This window comes from Streptomyces phaeolivaceus (assembly GCF_009184865.1).
GTDB lineage: Bacteria > Actinomycetota > Actinomycetes > Streptomycetales > Streptomycetaceae > Streptomyces > Streptomyces phaeolivaceus.
On sequence record NZ_CP045096.1, the window covers coordinates 9,374,147 to 9,386,790 of the forward strand.

A 12,644-nucleotide genomic window follows, 5' to 3' on the forward strand; every position below is an offset into this window, starting at 1 on the left:
GCACGCCGTGCACGCCGTTCACGCGGTGCGTACCGGCGAGGAGGCCCGGCCGTGACCGGGTGGGCCGAGGGGGTCCGCTGCACGCTGATGCGCGGCGGCACCTCCAAGGGCGCCTACTTCCTCGCCGACGACCTGCCCACCCGCGCCGCCGACCTCTTCGGCGCCCCACGCGTCTCGTCCCTCTCGTCCCTCTCGTCCCTCTGGTTCGCGCTGCCCGCCGCCGGTGTCTTCCCGCTCAGCGTCCGGATGCCGCTCGGGGTGACCTTCCTGGTCGTCTTCCTCACCGGCGTCTTCCTCAACAGCGCCCAGTCGATGATCTACGCGACGGTCTCCCTCCGCTCCACCCCCGAGAACCGGGCCACGGCCGTCGGCTGGACCTCCGGCACGGGCCGCTTCGGCGCCGTCTTCGGACCCTGGCTCGGCGGCCGGCTCCTCGCCGCCGGCAACGGCGACTGGGGCTTCACCGCCTGCGCCCTCGCCGGAGTCTCCTCCATGGTCTTCATCGGCATCGCCTCCCTGCGGACGTCCGGCCGGACCCCGCAGGACGACCCATGGAAGTCCCTGTCACCGACGGGCTGATCGGGGGGCACGGGGCGGCCCCGCGGCCTAGGACGACGGCGTCTCCTCGAACGCCCGCCGCACCCGCTCCGCGATCAGCGGATACACCTCGCGGGCCCTGGCCTCGTCCTGGTTGTCGTAGCCGTGGTCGGCCCCGCTGACATCGTGATGGCCGACCAGGGCCCCGGCCGTGCGGAGCCGGTCGGCGTAGGCCACGCCCTCGGCCTTGAGCAGGTCGTACTCGGCGGTGACCACGAAGGCGGGAGCGATCCCCTTGAGCGCGGCGGTGTCCGAGGGGTGCGCGGGCGAGGCCAGGGGATCGACGCGCCGCTTCGGGTCCGGGATGTACGCGCTGTCGAAGACGTCCGCCATCCACGGGCGCAGCATCGGTCTCGCGATCGCGGCCCGCTTGTCCCGGGCGGCGGTCGCGAGGTCGAGCGGCGGATAGTGCAGCACCTGGAGGGCGAGCGAAGGACCGCCCTCCTCCAGAACCTGGCGGGCCACCGCCGCCGCCAGGCCACCGCCCGCGCTCTGCCCGCCCACCGACAGCCGGCCGCCGTCCCAGCCGTGCTCGTCCCCGTGCCCGGCGGCCCACCGGACGACCTCGAACGCCTGTCGGGGCGCCGCGGGGAACGGATGCTGCGGGGCGACCACATAGTCCACGTTGAGCACGGCCACGCCCGCCTCGACGGCTATGCACCGGCACAGCGAGTCGTCCAGCTCGATCTGCGGCATGACATAGCCGCCGCCATGGAAGTTGACATGCAGCGGCGGGGGAGCGGCGCCCTCGGCGGAGGGCAGATAGAGCACGGCGCGGGCCGGGCCGTACGCCGTCGGGACGGTCAACTCGCGGGTGGCGCAGGCGTATTCGGGGAGGCGGGCGAGCCATCCGGCCGTGGAGCCCGGCCCACTGGCCCGGCGGCTCGCCAGCGCCAGAAGACCTTGCATCGCCTTGGCCGCGAGGGCGGCCACCGCAGGGCGGGCGAGAAGGGACATGGGGGCTCCGTTCGGTCGCGGGGGCTACCCCGGGGCGATGAACTTACTTGAGTCAGGCAACAAGATGGTAAAGTAGGGCCCATGTCCCCATCACCGCTACCCTCCGACCCCGCTTCCCCGGAAGTGATCGAGATCGAGCGAGCCCTCACCCGCATCACCTACCTCAGCACCCGTGCTCGGGCGCACGAGCGGCTGATGAGCCTGGCCGGTGTACCGCTGGACCGCGCCGCCGTGGCCCTGCTGCGGCAGATCGCCGACTCCGAGCCGCTGCGGCCGGGGGAGCTGGCCAACCGCCTCGGCGTCGAGGCCTCCCATGTCACCCGCCAGGTCCAGCAGCTCCAGAAGACCGGCTACGTCACCCGCGTCCCCGACCCGGACGACCGCCGCGCCCAGCGCATCGAACTCACCCCGGTCGGCAAGCAGGCCATAGGCCGCATCCGTGAGGCCGGCGTCCGCGGCATGCAGATGGCACTGTCCGAGTGGTCCCCCGAGGAACTCCAGCAGCTCGCGGGCCTCTTCCACCGTATGGTGGACGATTTTCTGACGCATGCGAATGATGTGGTGGAGCAGGAGCCGGTGAGTGCGGCGGGTGTGGACTGACCGGGGCCAGGTGTGTGGTGCGGGTGCGGGTCCGGTGGGGCTTCTCGCGCGGTTCCCCGCGCCTCTGAAGAGCCGGGGCCGCGCCCCGTGCTCTTCGGGCCGAAAAAGCAGGGCGCAGCCCCGCTTTATCAGAGGCGCGGGGAACCGCGCGACCAGCCCCCACCGAACCCGCACTCCGCACACCACCGTCAATACCCGAGCTGCCTCCGGACATACGGCGTCATCAACGTCCTCGCCTTCGCCAGCGTGGACGTCCGCGCCCCCAGCACCGCCGTCTCCCCACCGGGCACCGGCAGCAGCGTGATCCCGTCGGCCGGCCCGAGCGGCACGATCAGCGGGGTCCGCCGGACCGACCGGTACAGCCGCGGCTCCTTACGATGCTTGCCCGAACTCGTCAGGTACGAACGGATGTTGTGCGCCGCGACGTCCGCCTGGGCGAACGCCACGGGGGAGATCTTCAGCTCGCTGACATCGTTCACATCGCCGACCGCGAACACATCCAGCTGCCCGTCGACCCGCAGCATGCCGTCGACCTTGATCTGCCCGGCCGCGTTCAGCCACCCCCCGTGCCCGGCCAGCCGCAGCCAGAGCGTGTTCGGTGTGGTGCCGTTGGTCCAGAACGCCAGATCGGCCTCGATGAGGTCGCCCCGGCCGTCCCGGTGCGTGCCGAAGTCGGGCCCGGGGGAGACGAACGAGTCCAGCCGCACCTGGACGTCGTGCGCCTCCAGCCAGCTCAGGGCCCGCCGCCCGGCCCACTTGCTGCCGGTGGAGTTGAGCAGTTCCGCCCCGGCGTGCGCGAGCGTGACCCGCGCGTCCGGCCGGGCCAGCCGGACCTCGGCGGCGAGTTCCACACCGCCCGGCCCACCGCCGACGATCAGCACATGCTCGGCGGCGGCCACACTCTCCTGGTGCGCGGCGAACGTCTTGCCCGCCTCCTCCGCGGTGGTGCCCAGGAAACGGGCCGGCTCCGGATAGTCCGCGCCGGTCGCGATCACCACCACGTCGTACGGCAGCCGCTCACCCGTGGCGAGCCGCACCTGCCGCTCGCCCGTGTCGATGTCGATCGCCTTGCCCACCACGACACGGCCGTTGCGCAGCAGCCGGTCGTACGGGACGAAGGGTGTCCATGTCCAGGCCTCGCGCACACCCGCGCGCAGTGCGGCGATGCGGTGGAAGAAGACCTCCTTGCGGTCCACGAGGGTGACCCGTGCGACCCCGTCCAGCTGCTTGGCGAGGCGGATGCCCCCGTATCCGCCGCCGATCACGATGATTTCGCCGTCAAGCACGCCCATTCTCCTGTGCGATGTGGGGGGAGAGATGACGAGCGTAACGTTTGAAACTTAAAGCTACTGGCGGGGTCTGTGCTTGTTGTGTGAAGCGACGACGGGCGACACGAGTCAGCCGCCGTGCGGACTCTGCCTAGGCTGGTGCCGTGACCGACAACGACCGGCCCCTCGCCGTCTTCGACCTCGACAACACCCTCGCCGACACCGCGCACCGGCAGCGGTTCCTGGAGCGGAAGCCCCGCGACTGGGCCGCGTTCTTCGCCGCCGCCCCGCAGGATCCACCGCTGGCGGAGGGCGTCGCGCTGGCGCGGGAGAGCGCCGAGGAGTGCGAGGTGATGTATCTGACCGGGCGCCCCGAACGCTGCCGCCGCGACACCGTCGACTGGCTGGCCGCGCACGGGCTGCCGGAGGGGCGGCTCCGGATGCGCCGCGACAACGACCGCAGACCGGCCCGCCGCACCAAACTGGAGATCCTCCGCGAGTTGTCGCGGACCCGCGAGATCCGCGTCCTCGTGGACGACGACCTGCTGGTCTGCGAGGACGCGGAACGGGCGGGCTTCACGGTCGTACGGGCACGCTGGGCCACCGCCTCCGCCGCGCTGGAGGTGGCGCAGGAGCGGGAGGGACGGACCTGACGGTCCGCCGAAGACGACCGGTCGGCCGGTCGGCCGGTCGGCCGGTCCGCCGGTCAGTCGGTCTCGTCGTCCAGCCGGAAGCCGACCTTGAGGCCGACCTGGTAGTGCGCGATCTGTCCGTTCTCGATGTGGCCCCGGACCTGCGTCACCTCGAACCAGTCCAGGTTGCGCAGGGTCTGCGCGGCGCGGGCGACGCCGTTGCGGATCGCGTGGTCGACGCTCTCGCCCGAACTGCCGACGATCTCGGTGACCCGGTACACATGGTCGGTCATGCGAGTTCTCCTTGTCGCGAGCTCCGTCGTGGCGGTTGAGCCACACGTCATTCCAAGGTGCCTCAGGCTCCGCCGGTTCGCGAGGGGGGCGGGGTGGGGAGGGGTGCGTTGTCGGGTGCGGGCCGGTGGGGGCTGGTCGCGCAGTTCCCCGCGCCCCTGAAAAAGCAGGGGCTGCGCCCCATGCTTTTTCGGGCCGAAGAGCACGGGGCGCAGCCCCGGCTCTTCAGGGGCGCGGGGAACTGCGCGAGAAGCCCCACGCACCCGCACCCGACGAACGCGCCCCGGAAGCAACCGCCCCGCCCCGCTACCCGACCCGGCTCAACGACAGTGCGAACCGCCCTTCCTCATCCGTCCACCAATGCGTCAACTCCAGCCCGACAGAACCCAGTTCGGCCCGCACCCCGTCCCTCCTGAACTTCGCCGACACCTCCGTCCGCATCTCCTCACCGGCGGCGAAGTCGACCGCCAGGTCGAGCGCGGGGATCTTCACGGTCTGGGCCACACGGGACCGCAACCGCATCTCGATCCACTCGCACTCCGCGTCCCAGAGCGCGACATGCTCGAAGGCGTCGGGATCGAAGTCCGCCCCCAACTCCCGGTCGACGACATTGAGTACGTTCTTGTTGAACTCGGCGGTCACCCCCGCCGCGTCGTCGTACGCGGCGACCAGCACCCCCGCGTCCTTGACCAGATCGGTCCCCAGCAGCAGCGCGTCCCCGGGCGCGAGCAGCGCCCGGACGGCGGTCAGGAACGCCGCCCGCTCCACCGGCACCAGATTGCCGATCGTGCCGCCCAGGAACGCCACCAGCCGCGGCCCGGGTGTCTCGGGCAGCACGAGCCCGGCGGTGAAGTCGGCGATCAGGGCGTGCACGTCCAGCCCCGGCCGCTCGGTGGTCAGCGCCTCGCCCGCCAGCCGCAGCGCGCTCTCGCTCACGTCGACCGGTACGTACGTGTGCAGGCCCGGCATCGCGTCCAGCAGATGCCGGGTCTTGTCGGAGGAGCCGGACCCCAGCTCGACCAGGGTCCGCGCACCGCTCGCCGCGGCGATCTCGCCGGCCCGGCCGACGAGGATCTCCCGCTCGGCACGGGTCGGGTAGTACTCGGGCAACTCCGTGATCCGCTCGAACAGTTCACTGCCGCGCGCGTCGTAGAACCACTTCGGCGGCAGCGTCTTCGGCGTGCGGGTCAGACCGTCCAGGACATCGGCGCGCAGGGCCGCGTCGGTGGCGTCCTCGGGCAGGGTGCGGGTGACACGGAACGGGCTCACGCGGAAGTCTCCTTCGGGCTTGCGGAGGCTGTCTCGTCGTCGGTCGGGCGGATGGCGTCCTCCGGCTCCTTGAGCGGGGTGAGCAGCACATCCGTCCGGCTCGCCGCGAGCAGCGTGCGGTCCGGGACCTCCACCCAGTGCGGATCGTCGTCGTACGGCTCGGACGCCACGACCGTGCTGCGGCCGGGCTCGGCGAGATACCAGAGCGTGTCGCCCCAGGCCGTCGCCGCGATGGTCTCGCCGTTGGTGAGCAGCAGATTGAGCCGCGAGCCGGGGGCCGCGCGGGCGACCTCCAGGACCGTGTCGGCCAGCGCCTGGCCCTCCTCGTCGCCGGCCCGCAGCCGGTTCAGGACCAGCGCCCACACGAGCGCGGAGTCGTTGCGGGCCTCCATCGACAGCAGTTCCACGGCGGGCAGCCCGTCGGCGAGATGCGCCAGCGACCGGGGCCATCCGGCGACCGCCCCGTTGTGGCTGAACAGCCATGCCCCGGCGGCGAACGGCGCCGCCGCGGCCTCGTCGTCGGCGCCCGCCACCGTCGCGTCCCGTACGGCGGCCAGCAGCGCCCCGCTGCGGACCACCCGGGCGAGATCGGCGAAGGACTGGTCGCCCCAGATCGGCCCGGCCCGCCGGTAGCGGCCCGGCACCGGGTCGCCCTCGGCGTACCAACCGACCCCGAAACCATCGGCGTTGACCGTCCCGTACCGCTGGCGCCGGGGCGCCCACGACTGCCGGAACAGCGCGTGCGGCGGGTCCACCAGGACTCCGCCCAGCGCCGACTCCGGCCCGAGATACGCGATATGACGGCACATCAGACCACCTCCGGGGAGGCGTCCCGGGCCGTGCGGAACCCGCTGAAGATCTGCCGCCGGATCGGATAGTCCCAGTTGCGGAACGTCCCCCGGCACGCCACCTGGTCCACGGCGAACGAACCACCGCGCAGCACCTTGTGCTCGGGGCCGAAGAACACCTCCGAGTACTCCTTGTACGGGAACGCCGTGAACCCCGGGTAGGGCAGGAAGTCGCTCGACGTCCACTCCCACACATCACCGATCAACTGCCGTACGCCCAGCGGAGATTCGCCCGCCGGGTGGCTGCCGGCCGGGGCCGGGCGCAGATGGCGCTGCCCGAGGTTGGCGTGCTCGGGCGCCGGGTCGGCGTCGCCCCACGGGTAGCGGGTCGAGCGGCCGGTGACCGGGTCGTGCCGGGCGGCCTTCTCCCACTCGGCCTCGGTCGGCAGCCGGCGCCCCGCCCAGCGGGCGTACGCGTCGGCCTCGTACCAGCACACGTGCAGCACCGGCTCGTCGGCCGGTACGACCTCGGTGACACCGAAGCGCCGCCGCAGCCACTGCCTGCCGTCGCGCCGCCAGAACAGCGGCGCGGTGATGCCGTGCGCGCGGATGTGGCCCCAGCCCTCGGCCGTCCACCAGCGGTCGTCGTCGTAGCCGCCGTCCGCGATGAACGCCTGGTACGCGCCGTTGGTCACCGGGGTGGTGTCGATGTGGAACGCCGGGACGTAACGCCGGTGCGCGGGCCGCTCGTTGTCCAGCGCCCATGGCTCGTCCGAGGTCCCCATCATGAACTCGCCGCCGGGGACGAGGACTTCGGCGGGTCCCGTGAACAGCGGGACGGGCTCGGGCTCCGGCGCCGACAGCACGGCCGGTCCCCTGCGGAGCTGATGGGTGATCAGCATCGTCTCGTCGTGCTGCTGTTCGTGCTGGGCGATCATGCCGAAGGCGAAGCCCGCGTCGGTGAGCCGGGTGCCGTGGAAGTCGGCGCTCTCCAGCACGTCCAGCGCCCGGCCGCGTACCTCACGCAGATACTGCCGGGCCTCCTCGGGCGCCAGCAGCGGCAGCGAGGGCCGGGCGGCACGCGGATGCTCGAAGGCGTCGTACAGCCCGTCGATCTCGGGCCGCATCGCCTCCCGCCCGGCGACGTTCCGCAGCAGCCACAGCTCCTCCTGGTTGCCGATGTGGGCGAGGTCCCACACCAGCGGTGACATCAACGGGGAGTGCTGCGCGGTGAGATCGGGTTCGTCGACGGCGGTGGTCAGGAGCGCGGTGCGGGTCCGGGCCGTGGTCAGCGCCGCCAGCGCGCGCTCCCGGAGTATGTCGGGGTCGGCGCCGGCCGTCGGGGCCGGCGTCTCGGCTGCGGTCATGCGGGGATGTCCTTCCCGTGGAACAGGTCCAGCAGATCGTCGGCGGGGCAGCGGCCCCGGGCCACATGGCGGTCGGTGTACGCCGCGACCGCGTCCCGTACCTCGGCGCTCGCGCCGATCCGGGGCAGCGCCTCGGCCGCCGCGGCGAAGCAGACGGTCGCCGCCTCCCGCAGTTCGGGATCGGCCAGTCCGTCGCGGATGGCCGTGTCCCACAGCGGATTGCGCGGCGCCGGCCGTGCGCCCGCCCGCTCGGCGAGCGGCTTCACGGTCCGATAGGCGGTCTCGGCCGCCTCCGGGTCCTCGAACAGCGCCGCCGTCACGGCGAGCGGCACGATCCATCCGTCCTCACCGGGCTGGGCGTCGATCATGCGCAGCTCCAGATGACCGCGCGGGCGCACCGGCGGGAACAGGGTCGTCAGGTGGTAGTCGAGGTCGGCGCGGCTCGGCGGGGTGTCGGATCTCGTCCACTCCCGGAACGTCATCGCTCCGGGCACACCCCAGGGGCCCTCGTCCGCCCGGACGCACATCACCGGCGCGTCCAGCACGAGCCGGGCCCACGCCGCGCGCGGGTCGCCGTCCAGCGCCGGGGCGTTGGTCCGGCCCGGGTCCATGGCCGCCCACAGGGCCTGCCGGGTCGAACGCCAGCCGGTGACCCGGCCGCGCGCCAGCGGGGAGTGCGCGAACGCCGCCACCAGCACCGCGCCGAGCTGGTGCGCCAGCCACCAGCGCCGCTGATGGCCGAGGGGGCCCGGCTCCTCGTACCCGGCGTCGAGACAGACCTGCACGGAGGCGGAGGAGCACATCATGGACCGGCCCTCGGGGCCGAAGCGGTCGAGATAGATCTCCATCGCGTCGTACCGGGGCTCGTGGAGGTAGCGGGTCGGGGGGTTCCAGGGTTCGTGGCCGAAGCCGCTGATGCCGAGGTCCGCCTCGCGCAGTGTGGCGCGTACGGCGTCCAGGTCGGCCGAGACGGACCCGACGCACTCCATCAGGGAGCCGGCCGGTGCCGAGCTGAGCTCCAACTGCCCGCCGGGCTCGACGGTCAGCGGGGAGTTCAGGGTCAGGGTCCGCAGTGCGGCGTAGGCCGCTTCCAGTCGTGCGGGTGTTGCCGGGAGCCGCGGATCACGCAGCTCGTGGACCTGCCATTCCAGTTCGACACCGAGGGTGCGGGGTGGACCGGTCTTGAAGCAGATGCCCCGTACCAGGGCCTCCACCTCTGCCTCGGTGACCGCGGAGCGTTGCTCCGTACAGCCACTCAGCGAATCTGACATGTCGGGATCCTCCTGAGATGCCAATCTCGTCGGCCGAGCCGCCGATCCGTTCCCGATGAGGTCGGACCGACAGCACTCGTCCCACCCAAAACCCTCGCGCCGCTTTCGCACAAGGGGGCACATCGTGACAACACGGACTGGATACGGATCGGCGATCTCCTTTTCCGGGAACTCCAGGCACCTCTTCCCCGCCCCCTGCCGGGCCATTCACGCGGGGAAAACCCCGTTGCGGTCACTCACCAGCATCGCCCAGGATGCGTCCATGAGCACGACGGGGGAGATCACGCGGACGGCGCGCGCGGCGGACACGGGGGTGTCGCGATGAGCGCACGCCTACGAGGAATCGCACGCGAGACCGAGGAGATCGTCGCGGCCGGGCGCTATCGCGCGCCCGCCGGCCACGAGGTGTCCATCGCCGCCGAGGTGGCCGCCGCGCGGGCGGGCACCCGCCTTTACGGCCCCGCCCCGGTGAAGATCCCCCGGGCCGCCCCGGTCCGGTCGGCCGTCGAGGTCACCGGCGAGAGCAGCCTGGAAGCCGCCCGCCGCCTCACGGCCGCCGACACCGCCCCCGTGGCCGTCCTCAACTTCTCCTCCGCCCGCAACCCCGGCGGCGGCTACCTGAACGGCGCCCAGGCCCAGGAGGAGGCCCTCTGCCGGGCCTCCGCGCTCTACACCTGCGTCCGCGAGGCCCCCGCCTTCTACGCGCACCACCGCACCCACCGCGACCCGTTCTACACGGACCGTGTCATCCACTCGCCCGCCGTCCCCGTCTTCCGGGACGAAGGCGGCGCCCTCCTCGACACCCCGTACCCGGCAGGCTTCCTGACCTCACCGGCCCCGAACGCCTCGGTCGTCCTGCGTACGACACCGGACCGCGCCCCGGAACTGCCGAGCGCCCTGGCCACCCGCGCGGAACGCGTCCTGGAGACGGCGGCGGCGCACGCCTACCGCCGCCTGGTCCTGGGCGCCTGGGGCTGCGGAGTCTTCGGCAACGACCCGGGGCAGGTGGCGGCCGCCTTCCGGGCCCTGCTCATGGACGGCGGCCGTTTCGAGGGCACGTTCACCCACGTGGTGTTCGCGGTGCTGGACCGCACGAGGGGCGCGACGACCAGGGCCGCCTTCGAACGAGAGTTCGCAACAGCCGCGCCCCTCCAGGGGCGCGGGGAACTGCGCGATCAGCCACAGGCGACCCGCGGCCGGCCTACGGTCTAACGCCACCCGTACCGCTCCCGCAACCGCCGCACAACGGAGTTGAACCGCATCCGGTCCAACGCACACGCCTCCCGCCGCATCCCCGCCTCATGCAGCCGCAGCACCCGATCCACATCCACCCACGAATCCCGCCCCGACCGGTCCCACGGCCCGCTCCCGATCGGCACCCACTCCCGATCCCCGTCGTGCCGCTTGCTGGACAACTGCACGGCCAGCAGCGTCCCTTGATCCTCCCGGGCCACGACGAGCACCGGCCGGTCCTTCCCCCGCCCGTCGTTCTCCTCGAAGGGCACCCACGTCCACACGATCTCCCCGGGATCGGGATCCCCGTCATGCGCGGGCGCATACTCGGTACGCACCCGCCCGACATCACGCGGCTCGGCCTCGGTGGTCGCGGTGGGCCCGTAGCGCCCCGGCACATCCTGCTCGGCAAAGGAAGTCACAGCCCAGAGGCTAACCCGCGCCCCTTTGGGGGCGCGGGTCCGTGTCGATGTGCGGCTCCGCCGCGTGGACGCGACCAGCCACGAACAACCCGCAGCCGCTCTCTCACAGTCGGTTCTGCGGCGCTACGACTCCTTGTCGACCTGCACCTTCTCCACAGCGCCCTTCTCCACAGGCACCCCGTTGACCCCCGCCGAGCCGCCGCCAGGCACCCCGTTCTGGTTCATGGACGACAGCAACTGCCGAGCCAGCCCCAACCCGGTCCCACCCATCGTGAGCGCCTTGGCGAACATCTCCCCCATCCCGTCGGCCCCGTTGAGCAGCACCATGTTGTCGACGTTCCCGAACGCGGACGCCCCGGCCTGCACGATCTCCGGCCACTTCTCGGCCAACTGCTGCGCGATCACCGCTTCCTGGTTCTCCGCCAGCGCGGCGCTCCGCGCCTTGATGCCCTCGGCCTCGGCGAGCCCCTTCGCCCGCGTGGCCTCGGCGGCGGCGAGCCCCTTGGCCTGCCGGGCGGCGGCCTCCGCCTCACCGGAGATCTGTGTCGCGGTCGCCTCGGCCGCGGCGGCGAGTTCGGTCTCCTTGGCCTTGGCCTGCGCGGCGGAGATACGGGCGTCGCGCTCGGCCTCGGCGAGAGTCCGCTTCTCGTAGGCCTTGGCGTCGGCGGGCTTGCGGACATCGGCCTGGAGCTGCTGCTCACGCCGGGACGCCTCCAACTGGGCGACCCGGGTCTCCTGGACGACGACCTCCTGCCGGGCGGCGGCCTCGGCGAGCGGGCCGGCCTGCTTGGCGCGCGCCGAGGCGTTGTCCCGCTCGGCCTGGTAGCCGGCCTGGAGGATCTCGCTGTCCCGGGTGGCCTCCGCCATCCGCGCGGCGGCCTGCTGCTCGGCCTCGGTGGCGAGCCGGTTGGCCTCGGCCTGGGCGATCCGGGCGTCCCGCTGGACGGCCGCCGCGTGCGGCATGGCCAGGTTCTTGATGTAGCCGGTCGGGTCCTCGATCTCGTGGATCTGCAACGAGTCGACGATCAGCCCCAGTTTCTCCATCTCGGTACCGCAGGCGGCCCGGGTCTGGCCGGTCAGTTTCTCGCGGTCCCGGATCATGTCCTCGACCGTCAACCCGCCCACGATGGACCGGAGATGACCGGCGAACACGTTGTGCACCCGCTCCGAGACCCGTTTCTGCTGGCCGAGGAAGCGGCGGGCGGCGTTCGCGATGGAGACGAAGTCGTCGCCCACCTTGAAGATGACGACACCCCGGATCTTCAGCGGGATGCCCTGGAAGGTCACGCACTCGACGGCCAGCTCGGTCTGGTTGAGGTCGAGCGACAGCTTGCGCACCGCCTGCATGCCGGGCAGCACGAGGGTGCCGCGCCCGGTGACGATACGGAAGTTCATGCCCTCCGTGAGGCCCTCCATCTTGTGCTTGGAGCCGGAGATGATCAGGGCCTCGTTCGGTTCGGCGACCCGCCACATGAGCTTGAACACACCGATCAGTACCAGAGCCGCCGCTACGGTCGCCCCCGCGATGATGCCGACGAACATCGGCCCACCCCCCTTGGCCAGGTGCCCTTTCGGCACCGAACGTCGGGAGTGTCCCGCGTGGTTCAGCGGTGGTACAGGTACCGGGAGACCGCTGTTGCAGTCCTGATGCGAACCGGTGCCAGAAAGGCGACAGAGCGCGGCACGAGGACCTCACGGACCGTCAACTGTCGTACGCCGCGGACACATAGACCGTGCGCGGCGGCAGATACTCGATCACCATCACGAGCGTCCCCGGCTCGATCCGGTCCTTCGCGGAGGCGGGGTACGCGAGAAAGTGCTCGGCGCCGCCCCGCACCCGGACGATCACCTCGCCGACGAGCCCGGGACCGACCGCACCGGTCACCCGTCCCATCAGCCCGACCATCGACGCTTCGTCCATGGTCACAGCCTACGGGTCACATCCCGAC

The 12,644-nt window shown here is 72.1% G+C and carries 14 protein-coding genes; 4 read left to right on the forward strand and 10 right to left on the reverse strand.

Annotated elements, in window-relative coordinates:
- Nucleotides 1–132 precede the first annotated feature (132 nt).
- The gene (locus F9278_RS42660; RefSeq protein WP_319023153.1) at nt 133–579 is read left to right on the forward strand and encodes an MFS transporter; all 447 of its coding nucleotides are present in this window, start codon (nt 133–135) and stop codon (nt 577–579) included.
- Between the two features lie 27 nt (nt 580–606).
- Here F9278_RS42660 and F9278_RS42665 read toward each other — a convergent pair whose 3' ends face one another.
- Entirely contained in the window at nt 607–1,554 is a 948-nt protein-coding gene (locus F9278_RS42665) for an alpha/beta hydrolase (protein WP_152173117.1), read from the reverse strand.
- Nucleotides 1,555–1,635: 81 nt separating this feature from the next.
- On the opposite strand from F9278_RS42665, the gene F9278_RS42670 reads away from it, so the two are divergent.
- Nucleotides 1,636–2,154: a MarR family winged helix-turn-helix transcriptional regulator gene (locus F9278_RS42670; RefSeq protein WP_193241896.1), complete on the forward strand. Its 519-nt coding sequence runs from the start codon at nt 1,636–1,638 to the stop codon at nt 2,152–2,154.
- Between the two features lie 188 nt (nt 2,155–2,342).
- Here F9278_RS42670 and F9278_RS42675 read toward each other — a convergent pair whose 3' ends face one another.
- Nucleotides 2,343–3,440, reverse strand: a complete 1,098-nt coding sequence (locus F9278_RS42675) for an NAD(P)/FAD-dependent oxidoreductase (protein WP_152173118.1) — start codon at nt 3,438–3,440, stop codon at nt 2,343–2,345.
- Nucleotides 3,441–3,586: 146 nt separating this feature from the next.
- Between F9278_RS42675 and F9278_RS42680 the strand changes: the two genes are divergently transcribed.
- Nucleotides 3,587–4,075 carry a phosphatase domain-containing protein gene (locus F9278_RS42680; protein ID WP_152173119.1) on the forward strand — a complete coding sequence of 163 codons (489 nt, stop codon included), beginning with the start codon at nt 3,587–3,589 and terminating at the stop codon, nt 4,073–4,075.
- Between the two features lie 53 nt (nt 4,076–4,128).
- On the opposite strand, the gene F9278_RS42685 is transcribed toward F9278_RS42680, so the two are convergent.
- From F9278_RS42685 to egtA, 5 genes are all read right to left on the reverse strand, one after another.
- Nucleotides 4,129–4,347 carry a dodecin gene (locus F9278_RS42685; RefSeq protein WP_152173120.1) on the reverse strand — a complete coding sequence of 73 codons (219 nt, stop codon included), beginning with the start codon at nt 4,345–4,347 and terminating at the stop codon, nt 4,129–4,131.
- A 304-nt stretch (nt 4,348–4,651) separates the two neighbouring features.
- Nucleotides 4,652–5,614: an L-histidine N(alpha)-methyltransferase gene (gene egtD, locus F9278_RS42690; protein WP_152173121.1), complete on the reverse strand. Its 963-nt coding sequence runs from the start codon at nt 5,612–5,614 to the stop codon at nt 4,652–4,654.
- On the reverse strand, nt 5,611–6,423 hold the full coding sequence (gene egtC, locus F9278_RS42695) for an ergothioneine biosynthesis protein EgtC (protein WP_152173122.1): 813 nt from the start codon (nt 6,421–6,423) through the stop codon (nt 5,611–5,613). Before egtC ends, egtD begins: the two co-directional genes overlap by 4 nt.
- The gene (egtB, locus tag F9278_RS42700) at nt 6,423–7,769 is read right to left on the reverse strand and encodes an ergothioneine biosynthesis protein EgtB (RefSeq protein WP_152173123.1); all 1,347 of its coding nucleotides are present in this window, start codon (nt 7,767–7,769) and stop codon (nt 6,423–6,425) included. Before egtB ends, egtC begins: the two co-directional genes overlap by 1 nt.
- Complete coding sequence (egtA, locus tag F9278_RS42705) at nt 7,766–9,040, reverse strand: ergothioneine biosynthesis glutamate--cysteine ligase EgtA (RefSeq protein WP_152173124.1); 1,275 nt, start codon at nt 9,038–9,040, stop codon at nt 7,766–7,768. Before egtA ends, egtB begins: the two co-directional genes overlap by 4 nt.
- A gap of 321 nt (nt 9,041–9,361) precedes the next feature.
- Between egtA and F9278_RS42710 the strand changes: the two genes are divergently transcribed.
- The gene (locus F9278_RS42710; RefSeq protein WP_152173125.1) at nt 9,362–10,252 is read left to right on the forward strand and encodes a TIGR02452 family protein; all 891 of its coding nucleotides are present in this window, start codon (nt 9,362–9,364) and stop codon (nt 10,250–10,252) included.
- Here F9278_RS42710 and F9278_RS42715 read toward each other — a convergent pair.
- The 3 genes from F9278_RS42715 to F9278_RS42725 form a co-directional block, all read right to left on the reverse strand.
- Nucleotides 10,249–10,695 carry a type II toxin-antitoxin system PemK/MazF family toxin gene (locus tag F9278_RS42715; RefSeq protein WP_152173126.1) on the reverse strand — a complete coding sequence of 149 codons (447 nt, stop codon included), beginning with the start codon at nt 10,693–10,695 and terminating at the stop codon, nt 10,249–10,251. The two genes, F9278_RS42710 and F9278_RS42715, sit on opposite strands and share 4 nt — an antisense overlap.
- 123 nt (nt 10,696–10,818) lie before the next feature.
- A complete protein-coding gene (locus tag F9278_RS42720) occupies nt 10,819–12,237 on the reverse strand; it encodes a flotillin family protein (RefSeq protein WP_152173127.1) in 1,419 nt (472 codons plus the stop codon).
- 160 nt (nt 12,238–12,397) lie between these two features.
- Nucleotides 12,398–12,622, reverse strand: coding sequence for a hypothetical protein (locus F9278_RS42725; RefSeq protein ID WP_055513823.1), 225 nt, complete (start codon nt 12,620–12,622; stop codon nt 12,398–12,400).
- Nucleotides 12,623–12,644 lie beyond the last annotated feature (22 nt).